The sequence below is a fragment of the Subtercola boreus genome (assembly GCF_003399625.1).
In the GTDB taxonomy this organism is placed as follows: Bacteria; Actinomycetota; Actinomycetes; order Actinomycetales; family Microbacteriaceae; genus Subtercola; species Subtercola boreus_C.
This window is the reverse complement of record NZ_NBXA01000001.1, coordinates 123078-137177: the sequence shown is the minus strand read 5'-3', so window position 1 is coordinate 137177 and position 14100 is coordinate 123078. Positions and strand designations below refer to the sequence as shown.

Genomic DNA, 14100 nt, shown 5'->3' with positions numbered 1-14100 from the left:
GGGCGGAGTCGGTGGCCGGGCCGACCGGTTCGGGCCGATCGACTGCTGCTGCGTCACTCACTGCAATACCTCCACGATCTCGGCGGTGCCGATACGGCGCCCCGTGTAGAACGGAACCTCTTCGCGAACGTGCCGGCGGGCTTCCGTCTGCCTGAGGTCTCTCATCATGTCGACCAGGTTCAGCAGGTCGTCGTCTTCGAGCGCGAGAATCCACTCGTAGTCGCCGAGCGCGAAGCTCGCGACGGTGTTGGCCAGCGTCGTCCGGAACGCCGAACCCTTCATGCCGTGGTCGCGGAGCATGGCGCTCCGTTCCTCCTCGGGCAGCAGGTACCACTCGTACGAGCGCACGAACGGGTACACCGTCACCCAGCCCTGCGGCGGCTTACCCAGCATGAACGAGGGCATGTGGCGCTTGTTGAACTCGGCGTCGCGGTGCACGCCGAGGGCATTCCACACCGGGAGGAGGCTCTTCAACAGGGTCGTCCGGCGGAGCTGGCGAAGGGCCCACTGCAGGGTCTCGGGTGTCTCGCCGTGGATCCAGACCATGAGGTCGGCGTCGGCGCGGAGCCCCGAGACGTCGTAGAAGCCGCGCACGGTCACGTCTTCGCCCTCGACGCTCAGCACGGCGTCATCCAGTTCGCCGACAACCGAGGGTACGTCGTACCCGTCGATCTCGAACGGGGCGTCGGGGTTACGACGGAACACCGCCCAGAGTGCATACGCGGTGACGAGCTCGCCCGTCGGCTCGGATGTCGAAGCGATGGTCGTGGGGGCTGGGTCTGTCATTGTCTACTCTCTGAAGCGGCCGCCCCCGCGTCCGGTCGTGATGGGAGCCCCCCGCTGCGGTGGTGTGGTCTGGTGGTGTGGTCTGGTGATGTCGCGGTGATGCGGGTGTCAGCGCCGTATGGCTGAGCGCACGCCGAAGAAGATGCCGGTGCCGAGGAGCGCTGCGACACCCGCGATGCCGGCGACCAGGGCAGCCGGGTTCTCCTCACGGAGGGTCTCGAGCTTCGACTTCAGCTGCGCCGTCTCGTACTTGGCGCGCTTCGGGATGTTCAGTTTGAATTCGATCGCGTCGAGGGTCTGCGCGAGGTTGTCACGGTTCTTGGCGACGTCGGTCTTGATCTGCTCGTGCGAACGGGTGTCCTCGGGCTTGTCGGGCTTCGGCGGCTGGTTCTTCTTCAGCGCAGAGGCTGCCGCCTTGGACGCCGCTCCGGTTCGTGAGCCCGCGCTGAGCGCCTTCTTGTCACTCATGGGTCTCACCCAGTCCCTTCACTGCGTTGACGTCCTTCTTCAGGCTGGCGATGGTGTCTTCGGGCACGGGAGGCGCGCCCTTCTTGATCTGGGCGATGCCGACCAGGATCAGGATGATCGCAACGACGAGCAGCGCACCGGCCACGATGAGCGCCGACAGCCAGCCCGGCAGCGCGGTCGCGATGCCGAGCACCGCGGCCGCGACGAGCACCGCGAAGACGAAGAACAGCAGGAAGAGCGCCGCGGCGATGAGGCCGGCACCGATGCCGAGTTTCGAGACACGGCTGACGACCTCGGACTTCAGAAGCGTCAGCTCGTCTTTGACGAGCGCGACGAGAAGTCCCGGGAGCGCGGTCACCAGTTCGGCGAGTGACTGCTTCGTCTTCGGGTTGCGAGGGTTCGTGTAGGTCGCGTCAGGATCAGCCACAGTGATCTTCCGACTACTCGACGAAACCGGTCAACGGAGGAACGACGGTACCCGATCCGGTTCCCGATCCCGAAGCACCCGACCGGGCACCGGGGGTGGTTCGGGCGGAGTTCTTCTCTGCACTGGCGGCAGACCTGTCGAGTCGCAGGACCGCACCGAGACCCTTGCGCACGCCGTCGGCGATCCTTCCCGAAGCGGCGTCCAGTCGCTGGTTGGCGAACCCCTGAACCTGGCTGACGCCAGCCTGAACGGGCTGCGACTGCCAGACCTTGTCTGCGCCGGCCTTGATCTGCTCGTACCGCTGGCGGCCTGCCCGGGAACCCAGTACATAACCTGCACCGATGCCGACCACGAAAAGCAGCTTTCCGCGCATGATTACTCCGATCAGTCGTGAATTGCCTGTTGGTAAATCGTAGCCCTATGAACTGAGGAGACTTGCAGCAAGCTCGGAGGCCTTGACCTTGGCTCCGTCGATGACGTAGGCGAGGCCCGTGCCCGAAATCCAGGCTCCGACGACCTCGAGCCCCGGATGCTCGTGCACGGCTTCGACCACGGCATCGACCCGCGCGCGGTGCCCGCCCGTCGCGAAGGCGAGCGAGTCGCGCCATTCGACGAGGGCGAATCCGCGAACCTGGCTGTCGGCGAGTGGCACGCCGAGCAGTGTGGAGGCGTCGCGGAGGGCCTGGGCGCGGGTGACGACGGGGGCCTGGGGCTGCTGGGGCTGGGGCTGGGGCTGCTGGGGCTGGGTTCGGGATTCGGATGTCGCGGGGGCGGATGTCGCGGGGGCGGATGTCGCGGGTGCGCCCCGCCCATAGGAGAGGCGCACGACGTGCCGGCCCTCGCCGGCGGCGGCGGCGAGCCATCCCCACTTCGCGGTCGCGTGGGTCAGAGCCTTCGCGCCGACGCTCGTGACATCCTCGGCCACGAGCACACCGGTGCCGCGTGGTGCCCGATCGAGTTCGGGGGCGTCGAGCACGAGGGTCGCGAGGGTGACGGCCGAAGAACCGGGCCACCGCTGGCTCGAGGTCTGCTCGCGCAGCCCGGCGGTCCCGCTCAGCTCTGTGGTCCCGCTCAGCTCTGCGGTCCCGCTCAGCCCGTCGACCCCGTTTATCCCGTTTATCCCGTCTATCCCGTCTATCCCGTGGAGCAGCGTGAGCGCCGCCCGGAAACCGGCCGCGACGATCACCCCGTGCGAGCCCAGTACCGAGCCGTCGTCGAGCACGGTCATCCACTCGGCGGACGCCTCGCCGCGCGACACGCCCCCCGACTCGACCGACGAAGGAACGCTGTCTGCTCCAGGAGCCTCGTCATGGAGCATTGTGGGGCCGTCCGTCGGCTCCGTCGGCGCGTCCGTGGGGGCGGCGCGGGCGTGTGACATGTCGACGCGGCGGAGCTCCCGCACGCCGACGCCGAAACGCAAGTCGACTCCGAATCGCACACAGTCGGCGACGAGCGCCTCGACGAGGCGGAACATGCCGCCGTCGATGCCGCCCACGGCCGAACCCGCCTTCGCGCCCGCCACGCCCGCGACTCCCGGTCCACTCGCTGCATCTGCAGGTGCGGCCGCCGGTCGCCCGCCGCCTGCAGTTGCCGTACCGCGCCGAGCGATCAGCGACATCACCGCGCCCGACAGCGACCCCTGCACCCCCATCGCGGCGAGGAGCCCCGGCGCCACGGCTTCCACGTCGACGAGGTCGGGGTGGGCGGAGTGCACTCCCGAGACGATGGGCGCGACCAGCCTGTCGAGCACCTTCTGGCCCATCCGCCTCCGCACGAGGTCGCCGAGCGACTTCGACTTGCCGACACGCACGAGCGGGATGTAGCGGTCGAGTTGGGCGCGGAGCACCCCCGACCAGCCGACGATGCGCCGCACCTCATCCGCGAGGGGAACACCCGGGATGCCCAGCACCGTGTTCCTCGGGAGGGGAGCCGCGTCGCCCTCGAGCTGCACCCAGGCGCCCTTCGGATTCGGCACCACGATCTCGCCGCCGAGGCCGAGCTCGGCCAGGTGGGCCGCCACGGTGCCGCCCCTCGTGGCGAAGCTCTCCGCTCCCGCGTCGAGCCGGACTCCCGCCACCTCATGGGTCGCGACACAGCCGCCGGGCGTCGCAGAGGACTCCAGAACGGTCACCCGGAACCCTTTTCGGGCGAGTGTGCGCGCGGCGACGAGGCCGGCGACTCCCGCACCGACGATGACGACGCTCTGGCCGGCGGGCACGGCGCTCAGGAGGTGGAGGTCTCGGCGGATGTCGTCGCGGACGTGCCAGCGTCGGCATCGGAGCCTCGAGCCGCGGCATCCCCCGCCACGTCGTGTACGAACGACACCACACGCGTGATGACCACAGGATCCGTGTCGGGCGGCACCCCGTGGCCGAGGTTCAGCACGTGCGACGGCGCGGCCCGCCCCCGGTCGAGCACGTCGAGCACGTGCGCCTCGAGCACCGGCCAGGGGGCTGCGAGGAACGCCGGGTCGATGTTGCCCTGCAGCGGTACGGTTCCGCCGAGCCGGCGCGAGGCCTCATCGAGCGGGATCCGGTAGTCGACGCCCATGACGTCGGCGCCGACGTCGTGCATCGCGCCGAGCAGCTCGCCGGTTCCGACGCCGAAGTGCACGATCGGAACAGTGCGGGTCGCTGCATCCGGAGCCGTGTACTGCAGGCCGTGCACGCGCGAGAGCGCGAGGGCCGAGGCGGGGGCGACCTTGGCGGTGTAGTCGGCGAGCGAAAGAGCGCCGGCCCAGGAGTCGAAGAGCTGGGCCGCACTGGCGCCCGCCATGAGCTGGGCGCGGAGGAACGCACCGGTGATGGTGGCCGTCCAGCGCATGAGGCCCTGCCAGGTCTCCGGGTCGGAGTGCATCATCGTTCGGGCGGCGATGTGATCCTTCGACGGGCCGCCCTCGACGAGGTAGGCCGCAAGCGTGAACGGGGCGCCGGCGAATCCGATGAGAGGGGTGTCGCCGAGCGCGGCCACGGTGAGCGCGACCGCCTCGGAGATCGGGGCGAGGGCGGCTTCGTCGAGGTCGGGGAGGGCCGCGACATCCGCTGCCGTGCGCACCGGATGGGGCAGAACAGGGCCCTTGCCGGCGACGATCGACACGTCGACGCCCGCCAGTTTGATGGGCACGACGATGTCGCTGAAGAAGATGCCGGCGTCGACGCCGTGGCGGCGCACGGGTTGCAGGGTGATCTCGCTGGCCATTGCCGGGTCGAGGCAGGCGTCGAGCATGTCGGTGCCGACCCTCAGCGCCCGGTATTCGGGAAGGGATCGCCCCGCCTGCCGCATCATCCAGATCGGGGTGACCGCGCCGCGGGTGCCCTGGTAGGTGGTGACGAGGGGGCTGGCGGATGTTCGGCCGCTCTGCAGCGGATGGTCAGCCGGCAGCACCTGCACATCGGCCTCAATCGTGGGAAGACTCACGTACTCCAGTGTCTCAGGGTTTGCTCCTGTTTTCCCCAATGGGCGTTTCGGTGGAGTTCTGCACACATCTCACCTGCGGGTCGCCCGCGCTGCCTCGCATCTGATTCTCTGAATTCATGACGAATACTCTAGTAATGCCGACTCCCGAGACGTACCATGATCGGTACCACTTCATGAGGAGCTCCACCATGGCCATCACCGCGTCCGAAGCCCGTAAGAACCTGTTCAAACTCATCGAGCAGGTCAACGACGACGCTCTCGACATCGAGATCACCTCACGGCGGGGCAACGCCGTGCTGATTGCCAAGGCCGAGTACGACTCCATGCGCGAGTTCGAGCACCTCATGCGTCACCCTGCCAATGCTCGCAGACTCCTCGAGGCGATGGCACGGGTCCAGGCGGGCGAGTACGAAGAACACGAACTCGATCTGTCATGAAACTCTCCTTTGATCCCGAGGGCTGGAATGACTACGTTTTCTGGCAGCAGGAGGATCGCGTGATGCTGAAGCGGGTCAATCGACTGATCCAGGAGATCCTTCGAGACGCTCGCCGCGGAATCGGCAAACCGGAGCTGCTCCGCTTCGAGCTCGGCGAGGTGTGGTCGAGGCGCATCACGAGCGAGCATCGGATGGTCTATTCGATCACCGACGAGTTGTTGGTGATCTGGCAGTGCAGGCAGCACTACTGATGGTGGGATGTTCTGGCACGCGTTCTGGGGCGGGTGCGAGTTCTACAAGACGTCGTAGTTCACCAGCAATCTCGATTACGATGGCTTGGTGCTCATCTGCCTGACTGCGAGTCATCGGAATGCGAGCTTCACCCTCCTGGAGAAGCTCTCCATCGGTGCACCGTCCGTGGCCCCCTCACTAGTCGATGACAGCAATTTCATCCAGGGCGCCGTCGTTCTGGCGACGTGCAATCGTTTCGAGGCCTACCTCGATGTGGACGAGCCGCTCACCGCCGGCAGCGCACTCGCCACACGTGAGGTGATCGAGGCCGTGAGCCGCGCATCCGACGTCGACCCGGCCGATGTGTTCGAGGCCGTGAGCGTGCTGTCGGGCGATGCCGTGGCCGAGCACCTCTTCTCGGTGTCGAGCGGGCTCGAGTCGGTCGTCGTCGGCGAAGACGAGATCGCCGGCCAGGTCAAGCGAGCCCTCCAGACTGCGCGGGTGGAGGGCACCACATCCTCAGCGCTCGAGAGACTGTTCCAACGGGCATCGCACACCTCCCGTGACGTCAAGACGAAGACCGGGGTCGGCGGTGCCGGTCGATCGCTGGTGCGTCTTGCGCTCGACCTCGCCGAGAGCCGCGTCACGGACTGGTCGGGAACACGCATCCTGCTCGTCGGAACCGGCAAGTACGCGCGCGTCAGCCTCCTCGCCCTACAGGAGCGGGGCGCCACCGAGTTCTCCGTGTACTCCCCCTCGGGCCGCGTCGCGCCGTTCGCCGCGCGCCACGGCATTCCCCAGATCTGGGCCGACGACCTTGTGGCGGCGATCGCCGCCTCCGATGTGATCGTCACCGCGAGCCAGTCGCCGGTCGCCGTGCTCACAGCCACCCACTTCGCTGCCGCACAGGCCGCGCCGGATGCTCTCGAGCGCCGCCTCGTCATCGATCTCGGACTGCCACGCAACGTCGATACTGCCGTCTCGTCGGTGGCAGGCGTCGAACTGCTCGACCTCGAGACCATCAGCCTGCACGCACCCATCGACGAGTTCGCCTCGACCACGAGTGCCCGAGCGATGGTGGACGAGGCTGCTGCGGAGTACAGTGCAGCCCGCGTCGAGGCAGAGGTCACTCCTGCCGTCGTCGCGCTCCGCTCCCACTTCTTCGATGTGCTCGACGCCGAGATCGGCCGCGCCAAGGGTCGGGGTGACAGCTCGCCCGAAACCGAGGCGGCTCTCCGCCACCTCGTCGGCGTGCTGCTGCACACCCCTTCGGTGCGCGCCCGCGAACTCGCCCGTGCCGGCGAGGGCGAGTCGTTCGTCGCCGCCCTGGAGTCGCTGTTCGGTGTGAAGCCGGCCGCGGCAGTCACGCCGATCGTGCGCCTCGGTGCCGCTGCGCGCCTCGCCGCAAGCAGCCCCTCCGCCGGCGCATCCGGCGGCGCCGCGTCGGACTCCTCCGCTTCGGACTCCTCCGAGGCGTCCTGACGCCCCGTCGGACCGCCGCTCGGAATCCCCTCACGCCTGATCGAGTGGGCAGTTCGGTCCCTGTGAAGCGGCCGCGAGGGACGAAAGTGCCCACTCGATTGAGGTCGGAGGCGCGGCGGGGCGGGGCCGTGCGGAGCGGGGCGGGGCGGGGGTGATGGCAGAGTGGGAGCATGAGTTCCTTTGCGCCGATCGAGACCGAGCGGCTCACGCTGCGGCTGCTGCGCGCGAGTGACGCCGAAGACATCAACGCGTACCAGCGGCTGCCCGAGGTCGTCAAGTTCATGTTCTGGGAGGTGCGCACGCTCGACGAGACACGCGAGCACCTCGCGCGTCGGCTCCAGACCACCGCACTCGAGGCGGATGGGGACGTGCTGGTCGTCGGCGTCGAGCTGTCCGGCACCGGCGAAGGACTCATCCCGTCCCGCCCGAGGCTGATCGGGGAGATCACCGTTTTCCTGCACAGCCTCTCGAACGCCCAGGCCGAGATCGGCTGGGCGTTCCATCCCGACTTCCAGGGCCGCGGCTACGCCTCGGAAGCGGCAGGGCGGATGCTCGACTGGGCCTTCACGACCCTCGGCGTGCATCGCGTCGAAGCTCACCTCGACCCGCGCAACACCGCCTCCGCCGCCGTGTGCAGACGGCTCGGAATGACGCCCGACGCCTTGCTTCGCGAGAACCTCTGGTTCAAGGGCGCCTGGGGCGACACCGCTGTCTACGGGATCCTGGCAGCGGAACGCGCGGCCAGTGTGAACACGCTCAGGGGTGGCGATTCAGCCCGAGCAGACGGCATGCAGGCCATCCGGGTCGCGGCCGTCGTGTTGCTGCGGGAGCGGCGCGTCCTCATGGTCACTGCACGGGGCCGCGACGTGCTCTACCTGCCCGGTGGCAAGATCGACGCGGGCGAGACCGCCGCCGAGGCGCTCGTGCGGGAATGCCGCGAGGAGATCGCGGTCGAGCTCGACGGGGCGAGCATCCGGAGCCTGTTCACGGTCACCGTGCAGGCACACGGCGAGCCGGAGGGGCGGATGGTCGCGATGGAGCTCTTCGCCGCGACTGCGCTCGACGAGCCGACGGCGTCGTCGGAGGTGGATTCGGTGCACTGGGTGACCTCGACCGATGCCCACCGCTGCCCACCCGCCGGCGTCGAGACGCTCTCCCGCCTCGTCGCCCTCGACCTCATCGACTGACGGCGTCCCTCTGCGCCTCAGTACACGTACTCGAGGATGTCGGTGCCGAGCGTGCGCATGCCCTCGAGCACCGCGAGCCGGCCGGGCAGCTCTGCGTCGTTGAACCGCATCGTGATCGCGTAGGCCACGCTCGCCCGCGGTCCACGCAGCACGCCCACCTCCGAACGGATGCCCGCACCCGAGCCTGTCTTGTTGATCAGCAGCAGGCCGTGATCGGAGTGCACGTGCGAGAGCGGATCGAGCCCGAAGGCGCTGGCCACCATCGACAGGTCGCTGCCGAGGCCGAGCCAGGCGAGCACCTGCTGGCTGGTCGCGACGTCGACGACATTGCCCTCGGCGAGGTTGCGGAAGAGCGTGGCGAGCTCACGCGCAGAGCCCACCGAGAAGTGCGGTGCGTCGTCGGGACCGCGGAAGTCCCGGACCTTGTCGAGCAGGAACGTGCGGTGCAGCCCCAGCGACTCACCACGCGCGCGAACCGCATCGAGGCCGATGTGCCGCAGCAGCACGTTGGTCGCCAGGTTGTCGCTCGTCGCGCCGACCAGCACCGCGAGGTCGGCGACCGGCAGTGTCGGCACCTGCAGGTGCTGCCAGAGTCCGGTGTCGGCGGCCGAATCCACGACGGTTCGGTCGAGCAGCCCGTGCGCCGAGATGTCACGGTGGGTGAGCCGGGCGGCGACCTCGATGAGCAGCAGCACTTTGCCGAGGCTCGCAGTGGGCACCGACAGGTGGTCGTCGATGGAGAAGAGCACCTTCTCGGTGCCGACATCCAGGGCCGAAGCGGTGATCTGCACGCCCGAGAGAGCAAGTTTCGTCAGGGAGACAAACCCACGCTTGAACGTCTCGCTGTCGTGCGGGGCGCTCGAGCGTCGCCCGCTCGGCGGGCCGGGCTGGCCCCGCCGCCGGTCTTTGCGCATCGGTTGTGCCACCGTTGTTTCCTTCGCCTGCGGCCCCGGGAGCCACGTCACATGCACGGGCGCCGGGGCCCCGCGACCCCGGCTGTCAGATGTCGAAACTACCAGATGGTCACACGATCATCCGGAGCCAGCCAGAGCGCATCGCCCTCGCCGACGGAGAATGCCTCGTAGAACTCGCCGATGTTCCGCACGATCTGATTGCATCGGAATTCGTTCGGCGAATGCGGGTCGATCGCCAGCAGACGGATCACCTCTTCGTCTCTCGACTTCTGCTGCCAGGCCTGCGCCCAGGAGAGGAAGAACCTCTGCGCACCGGTCAGTCCGTCGATCACCGGCGGTTCACTGCCGTCGAGCGAGATCAGGTAGGCCTTCCATGCGATGCCGAGTCCGCCGAGATCGCCGATGTTCTCACCGATTGTCAGCGAGCCGTTCACGTGGTGCTCGGGCACCTGCGCGGGCGCGAGTGCGTCGTACTGCGCGATGAGCGAGGCGGTCAGCTTCTCGAAGGCTTCGCGGTCTTCGGATGTCCACCAGTCCGTCAGGCGTCCGTCGCCGTCGAACCGGGAGCCCTGGTCGTCGAAACCGTGGCCGATCTCGTGCCCGATGACGGCTCCGATCGCGCCGTAGTTGGACGCGGCATCCCGTGCCTCGTCGAAGAACGGGTACTGCAGGATGGCGGCGGGGAACACGATCTCGTTGAAGCCCGGGTTGTAGTAGGCGTTGATGGTCTGCGGGGTCATGAACCACTCGTCGCGGTCGAGTGGCTTGCCGACCTTGCCGAGTTCGCGCTGGAACTCGAACTCGCTCGTCGCCCGCACATTGTCGAACAGGCTCGACGCGTCGAGCTCGAGCGCGGAGTAGTCGCGCCACTTCGCCGGGAAACCGATCTTCGGCGTGAACTTCTCGAGCTTCTCCAGTGCCCGCTCGCGGGTGGAGGGAGTCATCCAGGAGAGGTCGGTGATCGACTGCCGGTAGGCCTCGATGAGGTTGGCGACCAGCACGTCCATCGCGGCTTTCGCCGTGCTGCCGAAGTGGCGGTCGACGTAGATGCGGCCGACGGCCTCGCCCATGGAGCCCTCGACGAGGGAGACGCCGCGCTTCCAGCGGGCACGGATCGAGGGCGTTCCGGTGAGCGTGTGGCCGTAGAACTCGAAGTTCTCGGCGACGAAGGCGTCGGGGAGGAAGGCGGCTGCGCCGTGGATGATCTTCCACGAGAGCCAGTCCTTCCACTCTGCGAGGCGGTCCTCGGTGATGAGGCTCGAGAGACCCTCGAGGAAGCTCGGCTCGCGCACGACGACCTCGTCGAGCACCCCGGCGGGCACATCGAGGGCATCACGCCAGATCGTGAGCGCGCCGGCGGGCGAGTCGTCGGCTGCCGCTCCGGTGAACAGCGCGAGGAGGTCGGCCCAGGAGAGCAGGTTGTAGGTGGCCTGGGCGTCACGGGTCTTCACGTTGTCCCAGTGCTTCGACGCGATCGCCGTCTCGAGGTCGAAGACGCGCTGGGCGCGGCGCCCGTGGGCATCCTCGCGCTGGGCGCGGCGCCCGTGGGCATCGTCGCGCTGGGCGCGGTCGGCGGCGGTGCCGGGGGCGGTGCCTGCCGACGCATCGGCTCCGGCTCCGGCGAGCTCGAACATGCGCTGGATGTGTGAGACGTACGACTCCCGGATCGACGCGAACTTCTCGTCGCGGTAGTAGCTCTCATCGGGCAGCGTAATGCCGCCCTGCTCGACGAAGACGAGGTATCGCTCGGGGTTTCCCGGGTCGTTGTCGACGAACAGGTGGAAGAATCCGCCCACGCCCTGCCGTTCGAGACGCCCGACGGTTCGAACGAGATCTTCGACCGAGGCGACGGCGTCGACCAGGGCGAGCTGGGCGTCGATCGGGGCCGTGCCCAGCTCCTCGATGCGCTCCTCATCCATGAAGCTCGTGTAGAGGTCGCCGAATTTGCGCATCTCAGTGCCCTCATCGGCGCCCTGCGCCTCGGTGATGATCTGCTGCACGGCCTTCTCGGCCTCTTCGGCGAGCTCGTAGAACGACCCGTACCGCGCTTTGTCGGCCGGGATCTCGGTGCGCGCGATCCACCGCCCGTTCACGTGCCGGAACAGGTCGTCCTGCGCACGGGTGTCGGGGTCGAGTTCGGTGGTGTCGATGCCGGTTTCGCTCATGCGTCCAGAGTACCTGCGCGCCCTGACACTGCCGCGAGCGCGACCGGTTCTGTTGAGTGCGGCACGCAGGCCGGTCGCTCTCAGCCGGGCGGGCCGCACTCACGAAAGTGGTGGCGCGAGTGCCGGTCGTGCTGGCTACGGTTGGTGGATGCCCACACCGCCCGCCCCGAGCCTCGACCGCGACATCCTGCGCCTCGCCGTGCCCGCGCTCGGCGCCCTCGTTGCGGAGCCGCTCTTCCTGCTGACCGACACCGCCCTCATCGGACATCTCGGCGAGGTGCCGCTCGCAGCCCTCGGCATCGCGAGCGCCATCGTGCAGACGGTGATCGGGCTGCTCATCTTCCTCGCCTATGCGACGACACCCGCCGTGGCCCGGCGGATGGGCGCCGGGGACCGCACGGGCGCGATCCGGGCCGGCATCGACGGGCTGTGGCTGGCCCTCGGGCTGGGTGTGGTCGTCGTCGTTCTCGGCCTGCTCTTCGCGCGGCCGGTCGTGGGGCTGTTCACGGGCGATCCGGATGTCGCGGCCGACGCCGTGACGTACCTCACCGTCTCGCTCGCCGGACTGCCCGCCATACTGCTGGTGATCGCCGCAACCGGGCTCTTGCGGGGCCTCCAGGACACCCGCACCCCCCTCATCGTGGCGGTCGCCGGATTTGCAGCGAATGCCGGGTTGAACGCCGTGTTCATCTACGGGTTCGGCTGGGGGATCGCGGGTTCAGCGGCAGGAACCGTCCTCGCCCAGTGGGCGATGGCAGCGGTCTACATCGTGATCGCAGTGCGGGCGGCGCGGCAGAGCGGTGCGCGGCTCCGACCGGGGCTCGACGGGGCCCTGTCGGCCGCGACATCCGGGGCCTGGCTGTTCGTGCGCACGGCTTCGCTCAGGGCGGCGATCCTCGCGACGGTGGCCGTCGCGGCGACGTTCGGTGTCGCAGAGCTCGGTGCGTTCCAGATCGCGCTCACCCTCTTCACCACGCTGGCGTTCGTGCTCGACGCCCTCGCGATCGCCGGGCAGGCGATGGTGGGCCACGGCCTCGGGTCGGGCGACCTCGAGCGGGTCGGGCTCGTCACGCGTCGGCTCGTGCGATGGGGCTGGGGTGTGGGCGCGCTGCTCGGGGCGGGCATCGCGCTGGTGGCGGCGCTCGGGCTGCTCGGGCCGGTGTTCACCTCGAGCCCGGATGTCGCGGCGGCACTTGCCGTCACGGCCCTCGCGATGGGGTTCGGCATCCCGCTCGCGGGCTACGTGTTCGTGCTCGACGGAGTGCTGATCGGCGCCGGAGACTCCCGGTATCTCGCGCTCAGCGGCCTCGTGAACGTCGCGATCTACGCGCCCTTGCTCACGCTCGTGGCGCTGTTCGCGCCCGCCGGCGACGCGGGGCTGGCCTGGTTGTGGGCGGTGTTCGGCTACGGCTACATCGGTGCGCGGGCGCTCACGCTCGGGCTTCGCGCGCGCACCGACAGATGGATGGTGGCCGGCGCCGCCGCCTGACGGGCCGCGCGCGCGGCGCCGGGTGGATGGCGGGTGGCGGCGGGCGGGCGGCGGCGGGCGGGTGGCGGGCGGGCGGGCGGGCGGCGGCTGGCGCCTCGTAGGCGGGGGGACCAACCCGAGCAGGTGCGGGACGCGGGCGCAGCGTCAGACCAGGAAGGTCGCGCCGGACTCTGCCACGCGCACCTCTCCCGCAAAGGTGGCACGGGCGCGCGCGACTGCTGCGGCGGGGTCGAGATTCTCGGCGATGTGGGTGAGCACGAGGGTGGCGACGCCCGCCTCTGTCGCCTGCCGGCCCGCGTCCTCGGGGGTGCAGTGCACATATTCCCCGAAGGGCGCGGTGTCATAAGCGGCCTCGCAGAGCAGGGTGCCCGACTCCTCGGCGAGTTCGACGAGGGACATGCAGGGCGCGGTGTCGCCCGAGTAGGTGAGGCCGGCCCGCGACACCGACTCAGCGGCTGGGGATGTCGCGGCCGCAGAGGTTGCGGCGTCGCGCTCGACGACCGTCAGTCCGAAGGCGGGCACGCCGTGCGAGACCGGGCCCCACGACAGATCGAGGTCACCCACGCTGGCCTCGCCCCACCCGTGCAGCTCGGTGAAGTCGAACACCGCCTCCAGTCCGGCGAGCGCCGTGGGCCCGAGGTAGGCGGCGAGCCTCCCGGCGAGGCCCTCCGGCCCGAACACCGTGATGCGCCTCGCGCCGCGCGCGGCGAACGCCGGCCCCGTGCCGAACCGGTAGGCATAGGAGGCCACGAGGAGGTCGGCGGTGTGGTCCGCGTGCCGGTGTGAGACGAAGATCGCATCGAGTTCCCCCGGCGCTATGTGCCGCTGCAGCTCGGCGAAGGTGCCGGTGCCGGCGTCGATCCAGAGCGAGGTGGGGCGAACATCCGCAGCGACAGCCCCGCCCGCCCGCAGCAGATACCCCGAGCACGCATTGCCGGGCACGGGAAACGGGGCGGCGGTGCCGAGCACGGTGAGCTGCATGCATCCATCCTGCCGCCCGCGCCCCCCTCCCGCCGCCGGAGCCGCGCCACGGGTGGGAAACCTCGCAGCGCTGAAACCCGGCGACCCTTTGTTTAGGGGATGACAACGAGTCGTGT

The 14100-nt window shown here is 69.1% G+C and carries 14 protein-coding genes; 5 read left to right on the top strand and 9 right to left on the bottom strand.

Annotated elements, in window-relative coordinates; all coding sequences use genetic code 11:
* Window positions 1–57: 57 nt before the first annotated feature.
* From hemQ to hemE, 6 genes are all read right to left on the bottom strand, one after another.
* Complete coding sequence (hemQ, locus tag B7R21_RS00655) at window positions 58–786, bottom strand: hydrogen peroxide-dependent heme synthase (RefSeq protein ID WP_116281318.1); 729 nt, start codon at window positions 784–786, stop codon at window positions 58–60.
* Window positions 787–894: 108 nt separating this feature from the next.
* Window positions 895–1254 (bottom strand): DUF3618 domain-containing protein, encoded by a 360-nt coding sequence (locus tag B7R21_RS00650; RefSeq protein WP_116281317.1) that lies wholly within the window; start codon window positions 1252–1254, stop codon window positions 895–897.
* Complete coding sequence (locus B7R21_RS00645) at window positions 1247–1681, bottom strand: phage holin family protein (RefSeq protein WP_116281316.1); 435 nt, start codon at window positions 1679–1681, stop codon at window positions 1247–1249. Before B7R21_RS00645 ends, B7R21_RS00650 begins: the two co-directional genes overlap by 8 nt.
* 13 nt (window positions 1682–1694) lie before the next feature.
* Entirely contained in the window at window positions 1695–2054 is a 360-nt protein-coding gene (locus B7R21_RS20540) for a YtxH domain-containing protein (RefSeq protein WP_253259558.1), read from the bottom strand.
* A gap of 45 nt (window positions 2055–2099) precedes the next feature.
* Window positions 2100–3899, bottom strand: a complete 1800-nt coding sequence (locus B7R21_RS00635) for a protoporphyrinogen/coproporphyrinogen oxidase (RefSeq protein ID WP_116281315.1) — start codon at window positions 3897–3899, stop codon at window positions 2100–2102.
* Window positions 3900–3904: 5 nt separating this feature from the next.
* Window positions 3905–5098, bottom strand: a complete 1194-nt coding sequence (gene hemE / locus B7R21_RS00630) for a uroporphyrinogen decarboxylase (RefSeq protein WP_437184165.1) — start codon at window positions 5096–5098, stop codon at window positions 3905–3907.
* A gap of 188 nt (window positions 5099–5286) precedes the next feature.
* Here hemE and B7R21_RS00625 point away from each other — a divergent pair, with 188 nt between their 5' ends.
* The 4 genes from B7R21_RS00625 to B7R21_RS00610 all read left to right on the top strand — a co-directional run bounded on the left by B7R21_RS00625 (window position 5287) and on the right by B7R21_RS00610 (window position 8435).
* On the top strand, window positions 5287–5535 hold the full coding sequence (locus B7R21_RS00625) for a type II toxin-antitoxin system Phd/YefM family antitoxin (protein ID WP_116281402.1): 249 nt from the start codon (window positions 5287–5289) through the stop codon (window positions 5533–5535).
* The gene (locus B7R21_RS00620; RefSeq protein ID WP_116281314.1) at window positions 5532–5786 is read left to right on the top strand and encodes a Txe/YoeB family addiction module toxin; all 255 of its coding nucleotides are present in this window, start codon (window positions 5532–5534) and stop codon (window positions 5784–5786) included. Before B7R21_RS00625 ends, B7R21_RS00620 begins: the two co-directional genes overlap by 4 nt.
* Window positions 5787–5874: 88 nt before the next feature.
* Window positions 5875–7248, top strand: coding sequence for a glutamyl-tRNA reductase (locus B7R21_RS00615; RefSeq protein ID WP_116281313.1), 1374 nt, complete (start codon window positions 5875–5877; stop codon window positions 7246–7248).
* A gap of 170 nt (window positions 7249–7418) precedes the next feature.
* Complete coding sequence (locus B7R21_RS00610) at window positions 7419–8435, top strand: GNAT family N-acetyltransferase (RefSeq protein ID WP_116281312.1); 1017 nt, start codon at window positions 7419–7421, stop codon at window positions 8433–8435.
* Between the two features lie 17 nt (window positions 8436–8452).
* Here the strand turns inward: B7R21_RS00610 and B7R21_RS00605 are convergent, their stop codons facing one another.
* Together B7R21_RS00605 and B7R21_RS00600 are read right to left on the bottom strand one after the other, a co-directional pair.
* A complete protein-coding gene (locus B7R21_RS00605) occupies window positions 8453–9361 on the bottom strand; it encodes a serine hydrolase (RefSeq protein ID WP_253259557.1) in 909 nt (302 codons plus the stop codon).
* 86 nt (window positions 9362–9447) lie between these two features.
* Entirely contained in the window at window positions 9448–11514 is a 2067-nt protein-coding gene (locus B7R21_RS00600; RefSeq protein ID WP_116281310.1) for a M13 family metallopeptidase, read from the bottom strand.
* A gap of 148 nt (window positions 11515–11662) precedes the next feature.
* On the opposite strand from B7R21_RS00600, the gene B7R21_RS00595 reads away from it, so the two are divergent.
* On the top strand, window positions 11663–13003 hold the full coding sequence (locus B7R21_RS00595) for an MATE family efflux transporter (RefSeq protein WP_116281309.1): 1341 nt from the start codon (window positions 11663–11665) through the stop codon (window positions 13001–13003).
* Between the two features lie 144 nt (window positions 13004–13147).
* Here the strand turns inward: B7R21_RS00595 and B7R21_RS00590 are convergent, their stop codons facing one another.
* Window positions 13148–13984, bottom strand: a complete 837-nt coding sequence (locus B7R21_RS00590; RefSeq protein WP_116281308.1) for an MBL fold metallo-hydrolase — start codon at window positions 13982–13984, stop codon at window positions 13148–13150.
* Window positions 13985–14100: the final 116 nt, after the last annotated feature.